Annotated in this window: 22 protein-coding genes; 6 read left to right on the top strand and 16 right to left on the bottom strand. The window is 64.3% G+C overall.

Annotated elements, in window-relative coordinates:
* Positions 1-15: 15 nt before the first annotated feature.
* On the bottom strand, positions 16-603 hold the full coding sequence (locus tag EU803_RS03575; protein WP_129679807.1) for a DUF924 family protein: 588 nt from the start codon (positions 601-603) through the stop codon (positions 16-18).
* Positions 604-668: 65 nt separating this feature from the next.
* Positions 669-1937, bottom strand: a complete 1269-nt coding sequence (locus EU803_RS03570; RefSeq protein WP_129679805.1) for an MFS transporter — start codon at positions 1935-1937, stop codon at positions 669-671.
* 280 nt (positions 1938-2217) lie between these two features.
* Between EU803_RS03570 and EU803_RS03565 the strand changes: the two genes are divergently transcribed.
* Both EU803_RS03565 and EU803_RS03560 read left to right on the top strand, forming a co-directional pair.
* Positions 2218-3468, top strand: coding sequence for an aminotransferase class V-fold PLP-dependent enzyme (locus EU803_RS03565; RefSeq protein WP_129679803.1), 1251 nt, complete (start codon positions 2218-2220; stop codon positions 3466-3468).
* 23 nt (positions 3469-3491) lie between these two features.
* Positions 3492-5909: an FAD-dependent oxidoreductase gene (locus EU803_RS03560; RefSeq protein ID WP_129679801.1), complete on the top strand. Its 2418-nt coding sequence runs from the start codon at positions 3492-3494 to the stop codon at positions 5907-5909.
* A gap of 207 nt (positions 5910-6116) precedes the next feature.
* Here the strand turns inward: EU803_RS03560 and EU803_RS03555 are convergent, their stop codons facing one another.
* Together EU803_RS03555 and EU803_RS03550 are read right to left on the bottom strand one after the other, a co-directional pair.
* A complete protein-coding gene (locus tag EU803_RS03555) occupies positions 6117-6404 on the bottom strand; it encodes a DUF1330 domain-containing protein (protein ID WP_129679799.1) in 288 nt (95 codons plus the stop codon).
* Positions 6405-6530: 126 nt separating this feature from the next.
* The gene (locus EU803_RS03550; RefSeq protein WP_129679797.1) at positions 6531-7424 is read right to left on the bottom strand and encodes a LysR substrate-binding domain-containing protein; all 894 of its coding nucleotides are present in this window, start codon (positions 7422-7424) and stop codon (positions 6531-6533) included.
* Positions 7425-7591: 167 nt separating this feature from the next.
* Here EU803_RS03550 and EU803_RS03545 point away from each other — a divergent pair, with 167 nt between their 5' ends.
* A complete protein-coding gene (locus EU803_RS03545) occupies positions 7592-8938 on the top strand; it encodes an MmgE/PrpD family protein (RefSeq protein WP_129679795.1) in 1347 nt (448 codons plus the stop codon).
* A gap of 299 nt (positions 8939-9237) precedes the next feature.
* Here the strand turns inward: EU803_RS03545 and nusB are convergent, their stop codons facing one another.
* The 5 genes from nusB to EU803_RS03520 form a co-directional block, all read right to left on the bottom strand.
* Positions 9238-9696 (bottom strand): transcription antitermination factor NusB, encoded by a 459-nt coding sequence (gene nusB / locus EU803_RS03540; RefSeq protein ID WP_129679793.1) that lies wholly within the window; start codon positions 9694-9696, stop codon positions 9238-9240.
* Positions 9693-10232 (bottom strand): 6,7-dimethyl-8-ribityllumazine synthase, encoded by a 540-nt coding sequence (locus EU803_RS03535; RefSeq protein ID WP_129679791.1) that lies wholly within the window; start codon positions 10230-10232, stop codon positions 9693-9695. Before EU803_RS03535 ends, nusB begins: the two co-directional genes overlap by 4 nt.
* A 4-nt stretch (positions 10233-10236) precedes the next feature.
* On the bottom strand, positions 10237-11364 hold the full coding sequence (gene ribB / locus EU803_RS03530; RefSeq protein ID WP_129679789.1) for a 3,4-dihydroxy-2-butanone-4-phosphate synthase: 1128 nt from the start codon (positions 11362-11364) through the stop codon (positions 10237-10239).
* Between the two features lie 82 nt (positions 11365-11446).
* Positions 11447-12013: a hypothetical protein gene (locus EU803_RS03525; protein WP_129679787.1), complete on the bottom strand. Its 567-nt coding sequence runs from the start codon at positions 12011-12013 to the stop codon at positions 11447-11449.
* Complete coding sequence (locus EU803_RS03520) at positions 12010-12609, bottom strand: riboflavin synthase (RefSeq protein ID WP_129679785.1); 600 nt, start codon at positions 12607-12609, stop codon at positions 12010-12012. Before EU803_RS03520 ends, EU803_RS03525 begins: the two co-directional genes overlap by 4 nt.
* A 227-nt stretch (positions 12610-12836) precedes the next feature.
* Here EU803_RS03520 and EU803_RS03515 point away from each other — a divergent pair, with 227 nt between their 5' ends.
* The 3 genes from EU803_RS03515 to EU803_RS03505 all read left to right on the top strand — a co-directional run bounded on the left by EU803_RS03515 (position 12837) and on the right by EU803_RS03505 (position 17363).
* Positions 12837-14048 carry a capsular biosynthesis protein gene (locus tag EU803_RS03515; RefSeq protein ID WP_242494265.1) on the top strand — a complete coding sequence of 404 codons (1212 nt, stop codon included), beginning with the start codon at positions 12837-12839 and terminating at the stop codon, positions 14046-14048.
* Positions 14049-14193: 145 nt separating this feature from the next.
* Positions 14194-15324 (top strand): polysaccharide biosynthesis/export family protein, encoded by a 1131-nt coding sequence (locus EU803_RS03510; protein WP_129679781.1) that lies wholly within the window; start codon positions 14194-14196, stop codon positions 15322-15324.
* A complete protein-coding gene (locus EU803_RS03505) occupies positions 15321-17363 on the top strand; it encodes a capsular polysaccharide biosynthesis protein (protein ID WP_129679779.1) in 2043 nt (680 codons plus the stop codon). Before EU803_RS03510 ends, EU803_RS03505 begins: the two co-directional genes overlap by 4 nt.
* 24 nt (positions 17364-17387) lie before the next feature.
* On the opposite strand, the gene ribD is transcribed toward EU803_RS03505, so the two are convergent.
* The 7 genes from ribD to rpoD form a co-directional block, all read right to left on the bottom strand.
* Positions 17388-18476, bottom strand: a complete 1089-nt coding sequence (gene ribD, locus EU803_RS03500; RefSeq protein WP_207209156.1) for a bifunctional diaminohydroxyphosphoribosylaminopyrimidine deaminase/5-amino-6-(5-phosphoribosylamino)uracil reductase RibD — start codon at positions 18474-18476, stop codon at positions 17388-17390.
* Positions 18473-18940 carry a transcriptional regulator NrdR gene (gene nrdR, locus EU803_RS03495; RefSeq protein ID WP_129679777.1) on the bottom strand — a complete coding sequence of 156 codons (468 nt, stop codon included), beginning with the start codon at positions 18938-18940 and terminating at the stop codon, positions 18473-18475. Before nrdR ends, ribD begins: the two co-directional genes overlap by 4 nt.
* A gap of 113 nt (positions 18941-19053) precedes the next feature.
* Complete coding sequence (locus EU803_RS03490; protein ID WP_129679775.1) at positions 19054-19467, bottom strand: secondary thiamine-phosphate synthase enzyme YjbQ; 414 nt, start codon at positions 19465-19467, stop codon at positions 19054-19056.
* A gap of 4 nt (positions 19468-19471) precedes the next feature.
* Positions 19472-19759: an HlyU family transcriptional regulator gene (locus tag EU803_RS03485; RefSeq protein WP_242494264.1), complete on the bottom strand. Its 288-nt coding sequence runs from the start codon at positions 19757-19759 to the stop codon at positions 19472-19474.
* Between the two features lie 29 nt (positions 19760-19788).
* Complete coding sequence (locus tag EU803_RS03480) at positions 19789-20175, bottom strand: type II toxin-antitoxin system death-on-curing family toxin (RefSeq protein ID WP_129679773.1); 387 nt, start codon at positions 20173-20175, stop codon at positions 19789-19791.
* Complete coding sequence (locus EU803_RS03475) at positions 20172-20621, bottom strand: hypothetical protein (protein WP_129679771.1); 450 nt, start codon at positions 20619-20621, stop codon at positions 20172-20174. The genes EU803_RS03480 and EU803_RS03475 overlap by 4 nt, the downstream gene beginning before the upstream one ends.
* Before the next feature lie 8 nt (positions 20622-20629).
* Positions 20630-22615, bottom strand: coding sequence for an RNA polymerase sigma factor RpoD (rpoD, locus tag EU803_RS03470; RefSeq protein WP_129679769.1), 1986 nt, complete (start codon positions 22613-22615; stop codon positions 20630-20632).
* Positions 22616-22748 lie beyond the last annotated feature (133 nt).

Here is a 22748-nt window from a genome sequence, read left to right as displayed (position 1 = left end):
ACAATTTGACAGGCTTCAGGCCGCCGTTTCGCGCGCTTCGATCATCTGCACGGTCGTCATGTAGCCGCCAGCATCAAGATAGGCCTGTTCCGGCGCGGTCGACGGCCGGCCCAGCGCCGCGTTGCGGTTGGGGAAGCGGCCGAACTGGCGGATCACCTCGCGGTGGGCCTTGGCGTGCAAAAGGTTGCCGTCGCCCGTGTCGGGCATCCGGGTGCAGATCAGCCGCACCGCGCGGTCCTGATCAATCAGATTTTCCGAATGCACCAGCGGCAGGTAGAAAAAAGACCGGGCCGGTTCCTTGATTTTCAGGTCCCAATCCCGCGTGATCGCGATTTTCGAGGCCGCCCGCGCCGATTTGTCAGAGGCGAAGGCCCGTCCCTGATCGCGGAACATGTTGCGGGGGAACTGGTCGGTCAGGATGATATAGGCCAGCGTTCCGGCGGGATATGTCAGCCAGAGCCCGCAGGCCCCTTCCATCGCTTCCAGCCATGTTTCCTGAAATTTCTCGCGGATTTCGGTGTCCAGATCCGCGCCGCCGCCATACCAGCCCCGTGGCCCGACATCGTCCAGCCAATAGCGCAGGATATCTTCCGGGGTGACCACTGCTCTTCTCCTTGCCCGGTGTTATTGGAGAAATTCCAACACACCAACGGTTCTGACGCAAGGATTTATGCCCCCGCGTTCTGTGTTGCCTGATCTTCCAGGTCGGTCTCGATATAGACCTCCTGGGCGAGTTCGGCGGCGACCGGGGTCGCCGAAGCGCTGATCGGAGCGTAGGACACCATGTCCGACACCGCGGTCACGGTCGGGCGACGGGTCATCCGCCAGGCGGCATAGATCGCCAGCCCGCACATCAGCACGGCGACATAGATCCAAAACCCTTCCGGGCCGACCTGATCCATGGCCCAACCCACGATCAACGGACCAGCAATAGCACCCACCCCGTTGATAAATAGTAACCCGCCAGAGGCCGCGGCCATGTCTTCGTGTTCGAGGTAGTCGTTGGCGTAGGCGATCAGCAGCGCATAGAGCGGGTTTGACGTGCCCCCCATGACGGCGGCGCTGAACAGGATGATGAGGTAGCTGTCGAAGAAGATCGCCACGGCCCCGCCCAGCCCGCCCACCGCGGCAAGCCCGAGGATCAGAAGCCGCCGGTCCATCCGGTCGGACAGCCAGCCGATGGGATATTGCAGCACCAGCGCGGCGACATAGATCACCGACACCATGAGCGATATCTGCCCGATCGTCAGCCCGGCCCGCGACCCGTAGACCGCCGACATCCCGAACTGCGCCGCATAGACCCCACCCAGAAGGAACATCCCCACGCAGGCCAGCGGCGAGGCTGCGATCAGGTCTTTCAGTGACATCCGCTTGGTCGTGTCAAAGGCCGGGGTCGGCTTGATCGACAGAAGGATCGGCGCAAAGGCCAGCGACACAAGGACCGAGGGGACGATGAACAGGATGAACCCGTTGATATCCCCAAGCGTCACAATGTATTGCGCGGCCACGATACCGGCCATCTGCACGATCATGTAAAGTGACAGGGCCTTGCCCCGGTTTTCATTCGTCGCGGCGTTGTTCAGCCAGCTTTCCGCCGTCACATAGACCCCGCAGAAACAGAAGCCGATCACCGCCCGCCCGATGATCCAGGCCCAGGGTTCGGTCAGGGCCGGGTAAAGGATCAGCACGGCGGAGATGGTGGAGCCGAGCGCGGCGAAGACCCGCACGTGCCCGACCCGGCGGATCATCTGGGGCGCCATCCGCGACGACAGGAGGAACCCGCCGAAATAGGCGGACATGATCAGCGACATCGACAGGGTCGAGAACCCTTCGTATTCGCCGCGCACCCCCAGAAGCGTGCCCTGAAGCCCGTTTCCGATCATCAGCATGAACATGCCAAGGAAGAGCGCCCAAGACCCTGTAAATACCTGAATCATTTCGCGTCTCTTTCCTAGCTGCCTGCGCCCTCAGTGGGCCAATCCCGGCCCGACGGACCCGCCGAAAGCGACATTTCGCGCCCGGACCGACCGTCCGGTCTGCCTGACCGAGTCGCGGGTCATTGTAAACATGATGGCGACGCCTGCCCTAATCCTGTGCCGGTTTCGCCGCCCCGGCAAGGCTGACGCAAAAATTCCGCCCCCTGAGGTAGGAAAATATTTGAGTGACGCCTGCCCCCGTGCACCATAGTCCTTTCACCTGAAATTCCGGAATGTGCCCATGTTGAAATCCCCCGAACTTCTTGCGGCCGTGCGCGACCGTTTCGCCCATGTCGACAGCTGCCCCTTCGCGGGCGAGCGTATCTTCTTCGAAAACGCGGGCGGGGCACTGACCCTGAAATCCGTTGTCGACACTTCGGCCAAGTTCGCGGCGATCCCCGACAATCAGGGCCGCGACAACGTGGCCAGCCGGGCGCTGGTCGAGATCATCGCCAAGGCCCGCGCCGACATGGCCCTCCTGCTGAATGCGCCGGGCGGGCAGATCGTGGTCGGTGAAAGCGGGACCGAGATGCTGTTTCGGATGATCCGCACCGCCTGCATGGGGGCCGCGCCGGGTGGCCGCGTGCTTGGGTCCACGCTGGAACACCCCGCATCGCGCAGCGCGGCGCACCATTGGGCGGACCGGTCGGGCCGGGCCCATGTGCTGGTGCCCCATGACGATGCCACGGGCGTGGTGACCGCCGCGGACTACCTGCCGGAAATCACCGCGGACATCCGCGTTGCCACGATCCTGCATACCTCGCCGGTGACCGGGATGGGGGTGGACGTGGCCGCAATCGCCGCCGCGATCCGCGAAAAATCGCCTGACTGCTTCATCATCGTCGATGGCATCCAGCACGCCGCCCACGGGCGGATCGACATCGCGTCCTATGGCATCGACGGCTATGCGATCTCTCCCTACAAGATGTTTTCGCGGCATGGCTATGGCGTGGGCTGGGTATCGGACCGTCTGGCCGCCCTGCCCCATGAATGCCTTGACGGTGGCCCCGCCCTGAACTGGGAATTCGGCACCCGCGACACGGGAGCCTATGCCACCCTGTCGGACGTGGTGGACTATCTGGACTGGCTGGGCGGCGAGGTGTCGAACGAGACCGACCGCCGCAAACGGATCGAGGCCGCGGGCCGCGCCATCCACGCCCATGAACACGATCTGACCGAGGCGATGCTGCACGGCACCGGCAACCTGAAGGGGCTGGCCGAATTGCCGGGGCTGAATATCGTCGGCGGTGTCGACAACCCGGGGCGCGAGGGGCTGGTCTCGGTCTGGTCCGACACCGTCGCCTCGGCCGAGATTGTCGAGCGGCTGAACGCGGCGGGCATCCGCTGCCACATCCGCAAGGCGGACCATTATTCCGGCAATATCCTTGCGCCGCTCGGCCGGGCCGACTGCGTGCGGATATCGCTGTGCCATTACAACACCGAGGGAGAGGTCGCCCGCCTGCTGGCGGTCATGGCCGAGATTACCTCCTGAGCAACCCTGAAAAGGAACATAAGATGAAGACCCATGCACAGGCAGTGGTGATCGGCGGCGGGCTGGTCGGCTGTTCGATCCTGTATCATCTGGCCAAGCTGGGCTGGTCGGATGTGGTGCTGCTTGAGCGGGACGAGCTGACTTCCGGCTCGACCTGGCATGCGGCGGCCAACATTCATGGCCTGCATGACAACACCAACATCAGCCGCATCCAGCACTACACGATGAACCTGTACAAGGAACTGGAGGCAGAGACCGGTCAGGGCTGTGGCGTGTTCCAGCCGGGGTCGCTGTATCTGGCGCAGACCGAGGCGCGGGAACATCAGTTGCTGCTGCAAGAGGCCAAGGCCCGTTACTACGGCATGAATTTCCACAAGATCAGCCGGGACGAGGCCGAACGCCTGCACCCCTTGGTGAACTTCGACGGTATCCGCTGCATCATGTATGAACCCGATGGCGGCAACGTTGACCCCTCGGGCGTGACCATGGCCTATGCGGCAGGGGCGCGGGCGCGCGGGGCCGAGATTCACCGCTTTACCCCCGTCACCGCGACTGTGCAGCAGCCCGATGGCAGCTGGATCGTGGAAACGCCCAAGGGCAACATCCAGACGGAATGGGTGATCAACGCGGCCGGTCTTTGGGGCCGCGAGGTGGCCCGTCTGGCGGGGATCGAACTGCCGCTGATGCCGACAGAGCACCAGTATTTCGTGACCGAAACCATCGAAGGCGTGGCCAATGCGGGCCGCCGCCTGCCCTCGGTCGCGGACCGGGATGGCGAATACTACCTGCGTCAGGAAGGCAACGGGCTGCTGATCGGCGCCTACGAAAAGGACATGCGGTTCTGGGCCGAGGATGAAACCCCCGGCGGGTTCGGCCACGAGCTGTTCGCCGACGATCTTGACCGGATCATGGACAACGTCATGCGGGCGATGGACCGTGTCCCCGCCGCCGCCGAGGCCGGGATCAAGCGGGTCATCAACGGCCCGATGATCTGGTCGCCGGACAGCAGCGCCCTGTTCGGCCCGGTGCCGGAACTGAAGGGCTATTTCTGCTGTAACGGGATCATCCCCGGATTTTCGCAGTCTGGCGGCCTTGGCCAGATGACCGCCGAATGGATCATTCAGGGCGAGTCGAGCCTTGATATGTTCGGCTGGGACCTTGCCCGGTTCGGCCACTGGGCCGACAAGAAGTTTACCAAGGCGCGGGTGCAGGACCAATATGCCAACCGGTTCAGCATCCATTTCCCGAACGAGGAACGCAGCGCCGGTCGTCCGGCCCGCGTGCGCCCCGCCTATGAGATGCAAAAGGGCATGGGCGCGGTGTTTGGCCTGAACTGCGGCTGGGAACACCCGCTATGGTTCGCCGATGAGCCGGGTGTTAAAGAAACCAACGGCTTTACCCGCCAGAATTGGTGGGAACCGGTGGGCCGCGAAGTGCGGATGCTGCGCGACAGCGTCGGCGTTCTGGATATCTCGAACTTTGCCAATTACTTCATCAAGGGGCCGGGGGCCTATGACTGGCTGGACCAGCTTCTGGCCAACAAGATCCCGACCGAGGTGGGCCGGTCCTGCCTTGCGCCGCTGATCGGCGTCCGCGGCGGCGTGGCGGGCGATTTCACTGTCACCAAGCTGGCCGAGGACGACTACATGATGGTCGGCTCGGGCCTTGCCGAGCGCTATCACCGCCGGTTCTTTGACATGGTCCCCCTGCCCGCCGGCACGAGTTTTGAAAACAAGACTGACGTGATCTGCGGCTATAACGTGGCCGGGCCAAAGGCGCGCGACCTGCTGCAGCGGCTGACCAATGCCGACCTGTCGAACGAGGCGTTCCGCTTCATGCGGTCGGCCCGGATCACGGTCGCCGGGGTCGAGGTGGTGGCGCTGCGCGTGTCCTTTACCGGCGATCTGGGCTGGGAGCTGCATTGCGCGCAGGAAGATCAGGTGGCCCTTTATACCGCGCTGGTCGAGGCCGCCCGCGAATTGGGCGGCGGGCCGGTCGGCGGGCGGGCGCTTGCCTCGCTCCGGATCGAAAAGGGCTATGGGTCGTGGGGCCGCGAATACAGCCCCGAATACTGGCCGCAGGAACTGGGGCTGGAGCGGCTGGTGAAGATGGACAAGGCGTTCCTGAACAAACCCGCCTATGCCGCGCTGATGGACCGCGCCCCGCGCGAACAACTGCGCATTCTGGCGGTCGAGGCCAACCAGAACGCCGACGCCAGCGGCGGCGAGCCGATCTTCCTGCCCGATGGGACCCCGGCGGGCAAGGTCAGTTCCGGCGCCTATGGCTATCACGTGGACAAGTCGCTGGCGCTGGCGATGATCAAGGAAGGCGTGGCGAAACCGGGTGACGCGGTCGAGGTTTACATCCTTGGGCATCCGCACAAGGCGGTGATCCTGTCCGAACCGCCGTTCGATCCAGCGGGCGAACGGCTGCGGGGATAGGCAGGGAATTCAACGACCCTCCGGGCTGCCGCGTCATTGACGGCGGCCCGGCAGACCACCCAAGATTGACGACCCCACGGGAACCGATCCGGTTCTATGGGCGACAGTCACTTTCCGACCCCGACAGAAAATCCATTCCCCGGGCGCGTCATCACCTGCGCGTCGGACGGCTTAGGGCCTGAGCCGCCCACTGCTTCTGCTGTGCCTTCAGATGCCTTCCACGATCACCGCGTGACCCGTTGAACAGCTTTGTCGAAGCTCTTTCAGGGGCGCGTAATCATCACTGGTGAAAAGTTTGCGGGCAGCATCCATGTCCGGAAACTCGAAAAGCACCAGCCTGCTGGGCTCCCATGTCCCTTCAAGAACTTCGTGCCGCCCGCCACGCGCCAAATAGCGCCCGCCGAACGCCTCGACGATCGGTTTCACCTTTTCCATGAATTCACCGTAGGGTGCCGGATCATGGATATCGACGTCGTAGATCAGATAGGCGCTCATGTTCGGGTCCTGCTGCTATGGCTTCAGAGGGAAGCGCGGGTTCGTTCCGGTTTCAGGGACGCATTCGGTTGCGACCATGCGCAGGGCGGCCGTCCCTTGCGAAATCCATGATCGGCGCGGGCCGGATCAGGCCGCCGCGCTGTAGCTGGCGGCCTGATCCACCAGCCATTTCTGAAAGGTCTTCACGGCGGGTTTCGACCCACCGTTTCGATTGGTCAGATAATAGTTCCAAGGGCTTGGCACGGACACCGGGAAGGGTTCCACCAGAACCCCCCGGTCCAGATAGGGCCGCGCCAGTGACCGCAGCATCGCCACGCAGCCCAGCCCGTTGGCGGCCAGTTCCAGCCCGATGTTGGACGAATTGCTTTTCAGCCCGCCTTCGACGCCCAGTTCCTCAAGCCCCAGCGCCGAGGCGATGGGTTTCCAGCAATCCTGCCGGGCAAGGATGTGGATCAGTTGCGCCCTGTGCAGGTCTTTGGGGTGCGTCAGCGGCTTGCCATCAATCCGGTAGTCAGGCGCGCAGAGCACGCAAAGCCCGTCGGTGAACAGCTTCTGTTCGCCCGGTCGGGCGCTGTCGTCATGCTTGATGGCGATGGACAGGTCGGCAACCTCATCCTCGACATCGCCCCAGATGGTGCCATGCACGGTGATCGAATATTCCGGATGCCCGGCCATGAACCGCGCCACCTGCGGCGCCAGCCAGTTTTCGGCAAAGCTGATCGGGCTGGAGATCACCACGGATTTGTCATGGGTGCGGGAAATGATCGCCTCGGTCGCCTCTTCGATCTGGCGCAGGGCCTGCCGCACGCCGGGCAGATAGGCCTGCCCCAACCCGGTCAGTTCAAGGCTGCGGGCATGGCGGATGAACAGGGGCCGGCCCAGATATTCCTCGAGCGAGCGGACGTGGTTGCTGACCGCGGCCTGGGTATAGTTCAGTTCTTCCGCCGCGAGCGTGAAGGACAGGTGCCGGGCCGCCGCCTCGAACGAGCGGATATAGCTGAGGTGCGGGCGATGTTTCACGCGGTCCCTTTCGGTGGTGCCCCTGTGGGCGACTCGTTGCGGTTCATACTGGCGTGGAATGGCGGCAAGAGAAACGAAAACAATGCCTGAGACCCCATTTTGTTTTCGTGAACCCGGCCCCGCGCCGATCCTCAATAGCGCATCAGCGCCGGGGAGGAGAAAACGGGATGACGCGGGTTTTCGATGAGGTTGCAACCTTCACCCTACGACGCGGCGCCGGGGATTTCCCCGCCTCGGCCCTGTCAGCGGCGGCGCGGATGATGCTGGACACGATGGGCATCGCCGTTGCCGCAGCCCCGATGGAGGCGGGCCGGATCGCCCGTGACAGCGCCTGCCTGATGTTCAATTCCGACGATCCCGACGCCCGCGCCCGGATGATGTTCGATGGGCGGCAGGCGGGTATCCCCGGCGCGGCCTTTGCCCTTGCCAGCCAGATCGACAATCTGGACGGCCATGACGGCTATAACCCGACCAAGGGCCATATCGGCGTGGTCGTTCTGCCCACGCTGGCGACCCTGATGCAGGTCTGCCCCGACCTGACGGGGCCAGAGGCGCTGGCCACGGTCGTGGTCGGATACGAGGTGGCGGGCCGCGCGGCAATGACCCTGCACGCCACGGTCAGCGACTATCACACTTCGGGCGCGTGGAACGCGCTGGGGGTGGTGGCGATGGCGGCCCGGATGCGGGGCATGGGCCCCGACCCGTTCCGCGAGGCGCTGGGGATTGCCGAATACCACGGCCCCCGCAGCCAGATGATGCGCGAGATCGCCAACCCGACCATGCTGCACGACGGGTCGGGCTGGGGCGCGCTGGTCGGTCTGTCGTCGGCGATGATGGCCGAACGCGGCTTTACCGGGGCCCCGGCCATTACCATCGAGGCGACAGAGGCCGCGCCGTTCTGGGAGGATCTGGGGCAGTTCTGGCAGGTCGAACATCAATATGTGAAGCCCTACCCGATCTGCCGCTGGGCGCATGGGTCGATTGACGCGGTCCGGTCGGTGGTTCTGGCGCATGGGCTGGCCGCGACGGATATCGCGCGGGTCGAGGTGCGCAGCTTTCATCAGGCGGCCTGCCTGTTCTACGGGGTGCCCGACACCACATCGAAGGCGCAGTATTCGCTGCGCTTTGCGGTGGCGGCTTTCCTTACCCACGGTACGATCCTTGTGGACCAGATCAGCGGCGCGGGCCTGTCCGACCCGGCGGTCATCGCCATGATGGAACGGATCACCGTGGCCGAGGACAAACGCCATTCCGACCGCTTCCCGCTGGGTCGCTGGGCCGATGTAACGATTGTCACCACGGACGGGCGGCGGCTGGACAGCGGCGACGTGCACGCGCGGGGCGGTCCGGAAGCGCCGTTTTCCGAAAGCGACGTAGTCGCGAAATACCACAGCTTTGCCGACCCGGTGGTGGGCGCGGAGCGGGCGGGCCGGATCAGGGATGCGATGCTGGGGCTGACCGAGGCGGGCAGCCGGTTATCGGACCTTGCGCCGCTGATTTTCGACGCGCCTTAGGATAAGACAAAGCCCGCGCATTGCCTGCCCGTGGGGTGGCGATGCGCCGGATTTGCTGCGCGGTTTATCGTGTAATGTCAGGGCAAGGTCGGGTCTGCGGGCGTCGATCACCAAGTCGCCAGCCCGCCGGGACGGGCAGGCGATGCGCGGGCGGCCTGCGGCCTTGTTCCCGCGCCCTTTCGGGACTTAGTGGCTTCAGGAATTCGCAGGCACGCGCCCGGCCGAGGGGGGCGTGGAACACGCCCGCCTGGGGGGCGGGCGGGCGTGTGCCGGGCCGCAAGCCTCCCGGCGGAATTGATCTAGAACGCCTCGGGCCGGGCTTCGCGGGCCATGTGGTCCAGCACGGCGTTGACGAATTTCGGTTCCTTGCCGTCCGGAAAGAACGCCTCGGCCACCTGCACGAACTCGACGATCACCACCTTGGGCGGGGTCTTGGCCAGCGACAGCTCGCCCCCGGCGGCCCGGAACAGCGCCCGCAGGGTCGGGTCGATCCGCGCGATCGGCCATTTCGCCACCAGCGCCCGGTCGGTCATCTGGTCGATCTTGGCTTGCTCGTCCACCGCCTCGTCCACCAGCGCCCGGAACAGCTTGACGTCGCCCTCGGCCATTTCGTCGCCTTCGTAGACCGCGCCGAACCGGTGCGTCTCGAACTCGGAACAGACCTGTTCCACCGTCTGGCCAGAGCTTTCCATCTGGAACAGCGCCTGCACGGCATAAAGCCGGGCGGCGGATTTCATCTGGCGGCTGTTGGTGGTCATGCGGTCGTCTTTCCTTCACCGGACCGGGCGAGCAGGATGTCCCCGGTAAAGCCGACCCCCTTGTCGGCGCGGCCCCACTTACGGCCCAGCGCGATCAGGTGCAAGGCCGCAGCGGCGGCGCCGCCGCCCTTGTTCTGGTCGGCCGGATCGGCGCGGACCTCGGCCTGTGTGCGGTTCTCGACCGTGAGGATGCCGTTGCCGATGGCCAGCCCCTGAAGGCCCAGCAATTGAATGGCGCGGCTGCTGTCGTTGCAGACGGTGTCGTAATGGGTGGTTTCACCCCGGATCACGCAGCCCAGCGCGACGTAGCCGTCAAAGTTGGACATCCGTTCGGCCATGCCGATGGCGGTCGGGATTTCCAGCGCGCCGGGCACCTCGGCGATCTCCCAGGTGCCACCTGCCGCCTCGATCTCTGCCTTGGCTCCGGCGATCAGGTTGTCGGCGATGTCCTTGTAGTAGGGCGACACGACGATCAGCAGTTTGACCGGCTTGTCAAACTCGGGGCGGGGAAGGATGTAATGAGATGCGCCAGCCATGGGTTCAGCCCTTCGAAAGGATCGGGCGGGTGCCCGTGATGTTCAGCCCGTAGGCGTCCAGACCCAGATAGCGGGTCTGCGGTGAATCGGTCAGCAGGATCAGGTCGCGCAGCCCCATGTCCGACAGGATCTGCGCCCCAAGGCCGGTCTGCTTGATGGTGCGGGGGCCGTCGTCTTCATGCGCATAGAGCGATTTGCGCGGCTGCCGGAACAGGCAGACGACGCCACGCCCTTCGTCGGCGATGATCTGCATGGCGCGGGCCAGTTCGCCCGCCGGTTTCGGGCCAAGGCCCAGCACATCCTGCGCCTCGTGCAGGGCGTGGGTCCGCGTCAGCACCGGGTCGGGCGTGGTGATGTCGCCCTTGACCAGCACCACGTGCTCTACCTCGTGCACCTGATCGGTGAAGATGCGCATGTCCCAGTCGCCGCCGAATTCCGAGGTGACATTGGACCGGCTGGTTTCCTGCACGAGGTAGTCATTGCGGGACCGGTAGGTGATCAGGTCAGAGATCGTGCCGATCTTCAGCCCATGGGTGGCCGCATAGTCCACAAGGTCGGGCAGCCGGGCCATGGTCCCGTCTTCCTTCATGATCTCGCAGATGACCGAGGCCGGGTAATGGCCGGCAAGCCGGGCCACGTCGCAGCCCGCCTCGGTATGGCCGGCGCGCACCAGAACCCCACCCCGCCGCGCCCGCAGCGGGAACACATGGCCCGGCGTGGCGATATCAGCAGAGGTGCATTGCGGGTTGATCGCGGTCGCCACGGTCAGCGCCCGGTCGGCGGCGGAAATGCCGGTGCTGACGCCCTCGCGTGCCTCGATCGAGACGGTGAAGGCGGTTTCATGCCGCGAGGAATTGTTAACCGCCATCATCGGCAGGCGCAGCTGTTCGATCCGTTCCGCGGGCAGGGTCAGGCAGATCAGCCCGCGCCCGTGGGTCGCCATAAAGTTGATCGCCCTGGCGTCGGCATAGGCCGCGGGGATCACAAGATCGCCCTCGTTCTCGCGGTCCTCGTGATCGACAAGGATGAACATCCGGCCCTGTCGCGCCTCTTCGATGATCTCTTCGATCGGGGAAATGGCGGCGGCCAGATCGCGTTCTACCGGACCGGGGGCGTCGAAGGGGTTGGTCATGGGCGTTCCTTTGGGCTTTGGACAGGCAGATAGACCACCTGCCCCGCTATTGGAAGGCTTGCCATCGGCATAGGCCCCACAGTCAGACAGCGCCAAATGCGGTGTCGAAATAGGTTGTTCCATCCAGATATCCTGCAGCCCCGCAGGCCGCGACCCAGTCACGTTCAAGCGCGGTCTTGCCCACGATCACGAAACGGTCTGCCGGATATCCGCGGGCGCGGGCAATCGCTTTGAGGCGGTTGCGGATTTCGGACCAGCTATGCGTCAGGTTCGGGGCAGCAAACGCGGCGTCAATCGCGTTGGCGGCCACGACATCCTCAGGGCGGACCGGCGCGTGAACGATCGCTGTTCGGTCGGCGTTGATGCGCGACAGAACCTCCTTGGCCTGTTGGCTGATCTCTTGGCGGGTCTCGACGCCCAGCGCATTGGAAGAAAACAGAAAACCAATAAGGTCGTGCCCCGTCGACGCGCGGAACCCGGCATAGGTCTTGTAGGGAAGACCCAGCTCTCGCGCCCGTTTCACCCGCAGCCGCACCACTTCGACCGGAAGCGACGGCAAGAGCGACTTCCGCGCCTTCTGCCAGCTGGTCTTGCGCCAGCTGTGTCCCGGTTCCATCGTCGGGCCGCCGTTATGACCGATTTGCGTCATGCCTCAAACTCCCGCAGCCGGGCGACGTAGCGGGCCATCGTGTCGATCTCGATATTCACCCGGTCGCCGACCTGCGCCGCACCCCAGGTGGTCACCTCTTTGGTGTGGGGGATGATGTTGACCCCGAAGGTCGTGCCCGAGACCTCGTTCACGGTCAGCGAGGTGCCGTTCAGCGCGACAGACCCTTTCGGCGCGATGAACCGCGCCAGCGCGGCAGGCGCGTCAAAGGTGAAGCGGGTGCTGTCCCCTTCCGCCTGCATCGCGGTGATGGTTGCCACCCCGTCCACATGGCCCGACACGATATGGCCGCCCAATTCGTCCCCGACCTTCAGCGCCCGTTCAAGGTTCAGAACGGACCCGATGACCCAATCCCCGATATTGGTCAGCGACACGGATTCCGCGCTGATCTCCACATCGAACCAGTTTTTCGGCTCGGTTCCCGTGGCGATCACCGTCAGGCAGACCCCGTTACAGGCGATGGACGCGCCAAGGTCGATCCCCGCCACGTCATAGGTGGTGCCGATCCGCGCGCGCAGGTCGCCCCGCTGCTCCAGCTGTAGAACGTCGCCCTGATCGGTGATGATGCCGGTAAACATGCCTTAACCCTTCGTTCTTTCCCCTGACCTAGCCTGTCGCCAGATGCCAGACAAGCATGTGGGGCGGGTTCGGCGGCCCCAAGGGTCTTAATTTTGCCTTAACGAAACGCTATGACAGGCGGCGACATGGGTATGAGGGAAAACGGGTTTTGACAGGTTCCCCGTCAGACAGGCGATTTCTGTTCCTGCAAGGACCGCACGGGCCCTTCTTCCATCGGCTTGCCAAGATGCTGCGGGCCGCGGGCGCGCAGGTCTGGCGCGTCGGGTTCAACGCGGGCGACCGGGCGTTCTGGTTCGGCGGGCCCGGCTACATCCCCTTTCGCGGCACGCCCGAAGACTGGCCCGAGACCTTTCGCCAGATCGTGGCCGACCACGGGATCACCGATATCGCGCTTTACGGCGACACCCGCCCAATCCACGCACAGGCGGTCGAGATCGCGAAAGCCTTCGGGCTGACGGTCCATGTCTTCGAAGAAGGCTACATGCGGCCCTATTGGGTGACCTATGAACGGGGCGGATCGAACGGCCATTCGCGGCTGATGGACTTCAGCATCGCCGATATGCGCGACCGGCTGCGGGTCAGCCAGATGGACCTGCCGGAACCGCCCGCCCATTGGGGGGACATGCGCCACCATGTGTTCTATGGCGCGCTGTATCACTGGTTCGTGCTGTTCCGGAACCGGGACTATCGCAATTTCCGCCCGCACCGGGAACTGCCGGTCCTGACCGAAGCCTGGCTATATACCCGCCGCCTGTTCCTGATGCCGCTGATCGCGCTGGACCGGCGGATCGCCACGGCGCGGGTCCGGTTTGGCGGCTTTCCCTATCACCTTGCGCTGCTGCAATTGGAACATGACGCCAGTTTCCGGGAACATTCGCCCTTTACCCGGATGGAAGAGTTCCTGACCCTGCTGATCGACGGCTTTGCCGAAGGCGCGCCGCGCCATCATCACCTTGTTTTCAAGGCGCATCCGCTGGAAAACGGCCGGTCGCCAATGAAGGCGATCATCCGGCGGGAAGCGGCCCGGCGGGGGGTCGGCGCCCGGGTTCACTATATCCGCGGGGGCAAGCTTGCCCGGCTTTTGGACAACGCCCGCACCGCCGTGACAGTCAATTCCACCGCCGCGCAGCAGGTGCTGTGGCGGGGCATCCCGCTCAAGGCCTTTGGCCGGGCGGTCTTTGACAAGCCGGAATTCGTTTCGACCCTGCCGCTGGCGGAATTCTTTGCCCACCCCGGACGCCCCGACGCGCTGGCCTATCGCGACTATCGCCGGTTCCTTCTGGAAACCAGCCAGGTGCCGGGCGGGTTCTATTCGGCGCGTGGACGTCGGCAACTGCTGCGGCAGGTCGTCGACATGATGCTGGACGAGGACGACCCCTATGACGCGCTGACAACCGGGAAATCCCCGCCGCGTCAGACACTTCGCGTGGTCAAATAGCCAAACAGGCAGCGCGGCGGCACGGCAACAGTTGTGGCCACGCAATGCCCCAATACCAGACCTATGGCTAGCAATTGTCCCCCGATTGCGGTAGCTTGGCGTCAAAAGTTGAGGCAGAAAAATAACAGGTCGAGGAGACCGAGCAGTGACTTCCATTCGTTTGCGCCTTGCCCGGGGCGCGGCCATCGTTGCCGCATGCGCCTTCGTGGCCTCTTGCGGGCTGCCCAGATCGGGCCCGAACAAGAATGAAATCTTCTCGGGTTCTGTCCTGCGGGACGGCGATGCCTTCGTTCTGGCCGTGGACGACCGGGTGAACCGGATCGCCTCTGTCACCCCTGCCCTTGGTTTTTCCGAAGGTTTCCTGAACGCCTCGCTTGTCGGGTCCGACACGATCCGGCCGGGCGATGTTCTGGGCCTGACGATCTGGGAAAACGTCGATGACGGGCTTCTGGTGCCCGCGGGCCAGCCCGCGACCGTGCTGGAAGAGGTGCAGGTTGACGGCGCCGGGTTCATCTTTGTGCCCTACGCGGGCCGCATCCGGGCGTCGGGCAACACGCCCGAGGCGATCCGCCGGATCATCACCGAGAAACTGGGCGAACAGACCCCCGACCCGCAAGTGCAGGTCCGCCGCCTTGCCGGCGATGGTGGCACCGTGTCCGTCGTGGGTGGCGTCGCCAGTCAGGGCGTCTATGCCATCGAACGGCCGACCCGGACCCTGTCGTCCATGCTGGCCCGCGCGGGCGGCATCGCGATCCGCCCCGAGATTGCCCAGGTCCGCGTCGTGCGCGGCGACCATACCGGATCGGTCTGGTTCGAAGACCTGTACAACCACCCCGCCCATGACATCGCCCTGCGCCCCGGCGACCGGATCATCGTCGAGGAAGACACCCGCAGCTTTACCGCGCTTGGCGCGACTGGGTCGCAAAGCCGCCTGACCTTTGAAAGCCAGTCGATTTCGGCGATCGAGGCGATTGCACAGGTCGGCGGGTTGTCGTCCAACGTGGCCGACCCGACCGGCGTCTTCGTGTTCCGCAACGAACCCGAGGAGATTGCCCAGCAACTGGTCGGAGACCCGACGCTGATCGGCACCCAGCGGATGATCTACGTCCTTGACCTGACCCAGCCCAACGGCATGTTCATGGCCCGCGATTTCGCGATCCGCGACGGCGACACTGTCTATGTGACCGAGGCCCCGTTCGTCCAGTTCAACAAGACGATCGCCGCCATCTTCGGGTCGCTGCAACAGGTGGATGCTGCCGCAAACCTTGGCCAGTGACACAGCGGTCAAACCCGGAAACGCCCGCCGCGGGGGACACCTCGCGGCGGCTTTTCGTCTATAACGGCGGGTTCCTGACGCAGGGCACCGTGCGCCGAATTCTGGAATTGTCAGGCTATGATATCCGGATCGGCAAGCCGGGGGCCGAGGGCGATATGGTCGGCGTCTGGGGCCAAAGCCCGACCAGCCCACGTGGGGAAAAGGTGGCCGGTTGGACCGGCGCGCCGGTGCTGAGGGTCGAAGACGCCTTTCTGCGGTCGGTCCTGCCGGGCCGCGACGGGGAACCGCCCCTTGGCCTGTGTCTGGACCGGTCGGGCGTGCATTTTGACCCCGCGCAACCCTCTGATCTGGAACGGATTCTGACGGACGATCCGCTGGACGACACAGTGATCCTGAACCGCGCCCGCGCGGCGATAGCGCGGCTGAAATCCGGGCATCTGTCGAAATACAACGCCTTCGATCCCGCCCTGCCCGCGCCCGACCCCGGTTATGTCCTTGTCATTGATCAGACCCGGGGCGATGCCTCGATCAAGGCCAGCCGGGCGGATCGCAACACCTTCCGCGAGATGCTGTTTCTGGCCCGCGACGAAAACCCCGGCGCCCGCATCCTGATCCGGACCCATCCGGAAAGTGACGCGGGCCACCGGCAGGGGTATTTCACCGCCGACGACTGCGACGACAACACCGAGATCATCGACGCCGCCCTGTCCCCATGGCGCCTGCTGGAGGGCGCGGTGGCGGTCTATACGGTGTCGTCGCAACTGGGGTTCGAAGCAATCCTTGCGGGCCACAAGCCGGTGGTCATGGGCCAGCCGTTTTATGCCGGTTGGGGCCTGACGGACGACCGGATGCCGCTGGACCGGCGGCAACGGCGGCTGACGCGGGCACAGTTATTCGCGGGCGCCATGATCCTCTACCCAAAATGGTACGACCCCTACCGCGACAGGCTGTGCAGCCTCGAAGAGGCGATCACCACGCTTGAGGCGCTGACCCGTGGCTGGCGCGAGGACCATCGCGGTTGGGTCGCCTCGGGAATGCGGCTGTGGAAGCGCGGGCCGTTGCAGCGCGCCTTTGGGCGGCACCGGAAACTGGTGTTCGAAGATGCGCCAGACCGCGCCACGGCGCGGGCCGAACAGGACGGGCGGCGGCAGATGGTCTGGGCCGGGAAATCCGCTCCCTACCCCGCCGCGGTCCGGGTCGAGGACGGGTTCCTGCGGTCGCGGGGCTTGGGCGCCGACCTGATCCCGCCGCTCAGCCTCGTCTGCGACGATCTGGGCATCTACTATGACCCGACGCGGGAAAGCAGGCTGGACCGGCTGGTCGAGGCAGCGGCGGAAGAATTGCCCGGGGACGCGCGGGCGCGGGCCGAGCGCCTGATCCGGCGGATCACGAAATCCGGTGTCACCAAATACAATCTGGGCGGCGCGGGCCTGCCCCCCGGTCTGCCCGCCGGGCGCCGGATCCTTGTGCCGGGACAGGTGGAAGACGACGCCTCGATCCAGCTTGGCGCGGGCGAGGTGAAGACAAATCAGGCCCTGTTGGAGGCCGCGCGTCGGGCCAATCCGGCGGCGGTGATCCTGTACAAGCCGCACCCGGACGTCGAGGCCGGTTTGCGCCAGGGTGCGGTGTCAGGGGCCGAAGACCTGGCAGATGCCGTGCTGACCCGGACCGATCCGGTCGCGGCGATAGATGCGGTCGACGAGGTCTGGACCATCACCTCGACCCTCGGGTTCGAGGCGTTGTTGCGGGGCAAGCGGGTGACCTGCCTTGGGCGGCCGTTCTATGCCGGATGGGGGCTGACCGACGACAGGGCCATGCCGGTGCCACACAGGCAGGCGCGGCCCGATCTTGTGGCGCTCGCCCACGCCGCGCTGATCGACTACCCGCGCTATTTCGACCCGCTGACCGGGCTGCCCTGCCCGGTCGAGGTGGCGCTGGAACGGCTGGAGGAGGGCACGATCCCCAGCCCGGGGCGGGTCAATCGCATTATTGCAAAACTGCAAGGTGCCTTTGCCACATACGCGCATTTATGGCGGTAGCCGGGACCGAAATGTTCGAAAAGTTCAAGTTCTGCGCCAGACCGTCAGCACGTCTTGCGCAACTTTCCGGGTCTCGGACAGGCTGAATCGCGGCGCCTCGGACAGGGCGGCGATGCCCATAGCGGCCAGTCCCGGCGTGCCCTCGGCGCCGATGGCCACGCCGCCGCCGAACACCACCAGTTCGTCCACCAGATCGGCAGACAATAGCGAGGCGGCCAGCGTCCCGCCCCCTTCGCAGAAGACCCGCGTGATCCCCTCGCCCGCCAACGCCGAAAGGGCCGCGCCCGCGTCCACCTGACCACCCTCGACCGGCACCGGCAGCAGCACCGCGCCAAGATCATGCCATGGGCCGACATCGGCATCCGGCCCGTGGCAGAGGAACAGCGGCACCTCGCGCGCGGTCCGGGCCAGCACCCCGTCGCGCGGCAGGTCCAGCCTGCGCGACACCACGACCCGCGCCGGTTGCCGGGTGATCCCGATCCCGCGCACGGTCAGCGATGGGTCATCCACCCGCGCCGTGCCCGCCCCGACCATGACCGCATCATGCCGCGCCCGCATGGCATGGACCATGCGCCGGGCCTCGGGTCCGGTGATCCATTGGCTGTCGCCGCTGCCCGTGGCGATCCGCCCGTCGATGGACAGGGCCAGTTTCAGGGTGACGAAGGGGCGGTTTTCGGTGATCCGCAGGAAGAACCCGGCATGGTCGCGGTCGGCATCGGCCTGCAGAACGCCTTCGACCACCTCGATCCCCGCGTCGCGCAGGCGGGCAATGCCCCGGCCCGCGACGCGCGGGTCCGGGTCGCCGGTGGCGACAACCACCCGCGCGATCCCGGCTGCGATCAGCGCATCGGCACAGGGGGGTGATTTTCCGTGATGGGCGCAGGGTTCCAGCGTGACATAGGCGGTGGCGCCGCGCGCCGCATCCCCGGCCTGCGCCAGGGCCCGCGGTTCCGCGTGGGGCCGCCCGCCATCGGCGGTCCAGCCGCGCCCGGCGATCCGCCCGCCCCGAACAATGACACAGCCCACCGCCGGATTGGGCCAGACCCGGCCCTGCCCGCGCCGGCCAAGGGCCAGCGCAAGCGCCATGAACCGCCTGTCAGCGGCGGGGGTCACCCTTCCGGCTTGGGATCGGGCCGCAGTTCGTCGATGAACTTGTCAAAGTCGTCGGCGGCCTGGAAGTTCTTGTAGACGCTGGCAAACCGGACATAGGCCACGGTGTCGATCCGGGCCAGGCTTTCCATCACGATCTCGCCAATGGTCGAAGACGGGATGTCGGTTTCGCCCATGCTTTCCAGCCTGCGCACGATGCCGGAAATCATCTGGTCCATCCGCTCTGGTTCGACCGGGCGTTTCTGAAGCGCGATGCGGATCGACCGTTCCAGCTTGTCGCGGTCGAAATCCTCGCGCCGGCCGTTCGATTTGATCACCACGAGGTCGCGCAGCTGCACCCGCTCATAGGTGGTGAAACGTCCGCCACAGGCCGGACAAAACCGCCGCCTGCGAATGGCGACGTGGTCTTCGGCGGGGCGTGAATCCTTCACTTGTGTATCGACGTTTCCACAAAACGGGCAACGCATGGTCCTGTCCTCATCTACTGCCGTCTGGGTATTTTGTCCCAGTTATCCACAGTCACTATAGGGGGCTTGGCAGGATTTGGGTAGCCTGAATTGTCACCCACCAGATCGTGGGGCTATCTGTCGCGCAGCAGATGGGCGGCGACGGTGCGCTGGTGGGGCCGATCGCGATGTTCGAAAAGGTAAATTCCTTGCCATGTTCCCAGCGCCATGCGCCCGTTTTCGACAGGAATCGACAAGCTGACCGGCAGCATCGCGGCCTTGATATGGGCTGGCATATCGTCCGGCCCCTCGTAGGTATGGGTCAGATAGGCCATGGAGGGGTCACTCGTGGGCGGCACCAGCCTGTGGAAAAACGCGGCCAGGTCGGTCTGCACCTCGGGGTCGGCGTTTTCCTGGATCAGGAGCGAGCAGGAGGTGTGGCGGACAAACAGCGTGAGGAGGCCAGAGCCCGTCACCCAATCCGCCACCTGATCGGTGAGTTCATAGAGCCCCTGCCCAGAGGTGCGGATGGTGAAGGCCCCATGCATCCGGTCAGCCGAAAATCTTGTCGCCCATCTGGTCGATGAAGAATTTCGCCTTGTCCACGGTCGCGCCCAGCGCCTCCTCCAGCGAGGGGACCGTATCGGCGCGGACCATCTGATGGGTCTTGGTCTCGCCCCGGAAGTCCTTTTCGATGCGGGCGGAAATGCGATAGCCGCCCGCCTCTTTCACCGGATCGGCAAAGATGCGGAAATCCTTGTAGACGACGGGCTCCGGCGCTGGTTTACCGCCGCCGAAAAGTTTGGATAGGATCGACAGAATGAACTCCCTACTAGACAAGGCGTGGTTCGCGGGCGCAGCCCCATTCGCTAGTCTTGATCTGAATATCTGACCAGCCTTGACTGAAACCAAACCTGTAATGAATCGAACTGAAGATCGCCGCAAGCTGTCGATACAATGATATCGTCCAACCGCTCGCCTTCAAGCAACACAAGCCGATATCCACTTCGGCGAATTAGCAATTCAACAACAAGAAGCGCTGTGCGCTTGTTTCCATCTGCAAACCCATGGTTCTTGACCAGTGCCTCAAGAAGGGCCGCCGCTTTTCTGGATATCGATCTGTGATATCCAGAATACGGTCGTCCGATTGCAGATTCGACCAAAGACAGGTTTACGAGGCCCGCACGACCACCGTAGGTCAAAGCCTCCTTGTGAGCCGCTAGAACGTCTTCAAGCGTAACCCGATAATGGCTCACCTATCAACGAGCCTTTGTAGCGCCTCACGATTGTCAAAGGATGATTCACGGATCACCCGGTCGGTCTTGGGGCGCGCTGACCTCGAGGACCAGTTCACAGCCAAGAGACGCGAAACGAGGAAGGAGTAATGATCGATATTGTCGATGATCTTCTCGTCTGAATATCCACCACGCTCATCGATGCCGACAGCCATTCTTACAAAGCTCATCGCGCCACACAGCTTCTCTCTGAAATATCCCAAAGAGTCCGCAGCCCCCAGTTCCGGCCCGTGCTTCTGACGATATGCGAATGCGTCATTCAAGGTCGCTTCGTGGAGATCCAGCTCAGCCGCGATCCGATCTCGCGCCTCGGGCGCGATCTTTGCGTTCAACAATTCTGACGCCAGATCGCGGAGGCGCTCCAAGGTGCTTTGAGCGACAGGAGAATACTCGTTTTCCTTCCGCATTTCGCCTCCTACTGATCCAGGAACGACCGCAGTTTGCGCGACCGGCTGGGGTGTTTCAGCTTGCGCAGGGCCTTGGCCTCGATCTGGCGGATCCGTTCGCGGGTCACGCTGAACTGCTGGCCAACCTCTTCCAGCGTGTGGTCGGTGTTCATGCCGATGCCGAACCGCATCCGCAGCACCCGTTCCTCGCGCGGGGTGAGCGAGGCGAGCACGCGGGTCGTGGTTTCTTTCAGGTTCTCTTGAATAGCAGAATCCAGCGGCAGGACGGCGTTCTTGTCCTCGATGAAATCGCCAAGCTGGCTGTCCTCCTCGTCCCCGATTGGGGTTTCGAGCGAAATCGGTTCCTTGGCGATCTTCATCACCTTGCGGACCTTTTCGAGCGGCATTTGCAGCTTTTCGGCCAATTCCTCGGGCGTCGGTTCGCGGCCGATTTCGTGCAGCATCTGGCGGCCCGTGCGGACCAGTTTGTTGATCGTTTCGATCATGTGCACGGGGATACGGATGGTGCGGGCCTGATCGGCGATGGAGCGGGTGATCGCCTGCCGGATCCACCATGTCGCATAGGTGGAGAATTTGTAGCCGCGCCGGTATTCGAATTTGTCCACGGCCTTCATCAAGCCGATGTTGCCTTCCTGAATAAGATCAAGGAATTGCAGGCCACGGTTCGTGTATTTCTTGGCGATGGAGATGACGAGCCGCAGGTTCGCCTCGACCATTTCCTTCTTGGCCTGACGGGCCTCTTTCTCGCCCTTCTGGACCTGCTGCACGATGCGGCGGAATTCCGAGATGTCGACGCCCACATATTGGCCGACCTGCGCCATTTCCGAGCGCAGCTCTTCGATCTTGTCGGTGGATTTCTCCATCAGCATCTGCCAGCCACGGCCCGATTTCTCGGCCATGCGGTCCAGCCAGTTGGGGTCAAGCTCGGACCCGCGGTATTCGTCGATGAACTCGCGGCGGTTGATCCGGGCCTGGTCGGCCAGTTTCACCATGCTGGAGTCGATCGACATGATCCGGCGGTTGATCCCGTACAGCTGGTCGATCAGCGCCTCGATCCGGTTGTTGTGCAGGTGAAGCGAGTTCACCAGTTCAACGATCTCGGAGCGGAGTTTCTGATAGGTCGCCTCGTCCCCGTCCGAGAAACTGTCGTCCTCGTTCAGGGTGGCGGACATCCGGGCGTCCTGCATGTCCGACAGCTTGGCAAAGTCGCGGGCGATGATTTCCAGCGTGTCCAGAACGCGCGGCTTCAGCGCGGCCTCCATCGCGGCCAGCGACATGTTGGCCTGTTCGTCGTCATCGTCGTCGTCATCGCTGGCAATCGGGTTGCCATCGGCGTCCAGCTCGGGGCTGTCTTCCTTCTTCTCGGCGGTCCCGGTGGCGGTGGTATCGACGACGGGTTCGTCCTCGTCCTCGTCCATCTGGTTGCCAAAGGTCGCTTCGAGGTCGATCACGTCGCGCAGCAGGATGTCTTCGGACAGAAGTTCGTCGCGCCAGATGGTGATCGCCTGGAAGGTCAGCGGGCTTTCGCACAGCCCAAGGATCATCGTGTTGCGGCCGGCCTCGATCCGCTTGGCAATGGCGATCTCGCCCTCGCGGGACAGGAGTTCGACGCTGCCCATTTCGCGCAGATACATGCGTACCGGGTCGTCGGTCCGGTCCAGTTTTTCGGTTTCGCCCGACGACAGGGCCACGTCGCGGCCACCGCTGACCGCAACCACATCGGTGGAGCTGCTGTTCTCGTCGGTCTCTTCCGCCTCTTCGTCGTCCTCGGTCACCTGAATGCCCATTTCGGACAGCATCGACATCACGTCCTCGATCTGGTCGGACGAGACCTGATCGGGCGGCAGGACGGCGTTCAGCTGGTCGTAGGTGATGTAGCCACGTTCGCGGGCCTCGGCGATCATCTTCTTGACGGCGGCCTGGCTGACATCCATCGAAATGTCGTTGTCCTGATCGTCGGTCTTGGCGTTGTCGTCGGTGTCTTTCGCGGCCATGATGGCTCCTTCACGGGCTGCTGGGGCGGGCCTTTGGCCGCCGTCGTTCGAATCAGGCGATTCGTTCGTGCCGAATCAATCTTGCATGCCGGTGATTCGCAACCACCCGGCCTGTATTTTCAATCAACTGTTG

This window comes from Loktanella sp. IMCC34160, assembly GCF_004145845.1.
Taxonomy (GTDB): Bacteria; Pseudomonadota; Alphaproteobacteria; order Rhodobacterales; family Rhodobacteraceae; genus SELP01.
Note: the sequence above shows the minus strand (reverse complement) of the source record. Positions and strands in the feature narration are given on the sequence as shown.

Bases quoted from the DNA above. Each gene is read 5' to 3' on its own strand.
- EU803_RS03570 (WP_129679805.1), bottom strand. From the start codon at position 1,937: ATGATTCAGGTATTTACAGGGTCTTGGGCGCTCTTCCTTGGCATGTTC.
- EU803_RS03565 (WP_129679803.1), top strand. From the start codon at position 2,218: ATGTTGAAATCCCCCGAACTTCTTGCGGCCGTGCGCGACCGTTTCGCC.
- EU803_RS03560 (WP_129679801.1), top strand. From the start codon at position 3,492: ATGAAGACCCATGCACAGGCAGTGGTGATCGGCGGCGGGCTGGTCGGC.
- EU803_RS03555 (WP_129679799.1), bottom strand. From the start codon at position 6,404: ATGAGCGCCTATCTGATCTACGACGTCGATATCCATGATCCGGCACCC.
- EU803_RS03545 (WP_129679795.1), top strand. From the start codon at position 7,592: ATGACGCGGGTTTTCGATGAGGTTGCAACCTTCACCCTACGACGCGGC.
- nusB (WP_129679793.1), bottom strand. From the start codon at position 9,696: ATGACCACCAACAGCCGCCAGATGAAATCCGCCGCCCGGCTTTATGCC.
- EU803_RS03535 (WP_129679791.1), bottom strand. From the start codon at position 10,232: ATGGCTGGCGCATCTCATTACATCCTTCCCCGCCCCGAGTTTGACAAG.
- ribB (WP_129679789.1), bottom strand. From the start codon at position 11,364: ATGACCAACCCCTTCGACGCCCCCGGTCCGGTAGAACGCGATCTGGCC.
- EU803_RS03525 (WP_129679787.1), bottom strand. From the start codon at position 12,013: ATGACGCAAATCGGTCATAACGGCGGCCCGACGATGGAACCGGGACAC.
- EU803_RS03520 (WP_129679785.1), bottom strand. From the start codon at position 12,609: ATGTTTACCGGCATCATCACCGATCAGGGCGACGTTCTACAGCTGGAG.
- EU803_RS03515 (WP_242494265.1), top strand. From the start codon at position 12,837: ATGCTGCGGGCCGCGGGCGCGCAGGTCTGGCGCGTCGGGTTCAACGCG.
- nrdR (WP_129679777.1), bottom strand. From the start codon at position 18,940: ATGCGTTGCCCGTTTTGTGGAAACGTCGATACACAAGTGAAGGATTCA.
- EU803_RS03490 (WP_129679775.1), bottom strand. From the start codon at position 19,467: ATGCATGGGGCCTTCACCATCCGCACCTCTGGGCAGGGGCTCTATGAA.
- EU803_RS03475 (WP_129679771.1), bottom strand. From the start codon at position 20,621: ATGCGGAAGGAAAACGAGTATTCTCCTGTCGCTCAAAGCACCTTGGAG.
- rpoD (WP_129679769.1), bottom strand. From the start codon at position 22,615: ATGGCCGCGAAAGACACCGACGACAACGCCAAGACCGACGATCAGGAC.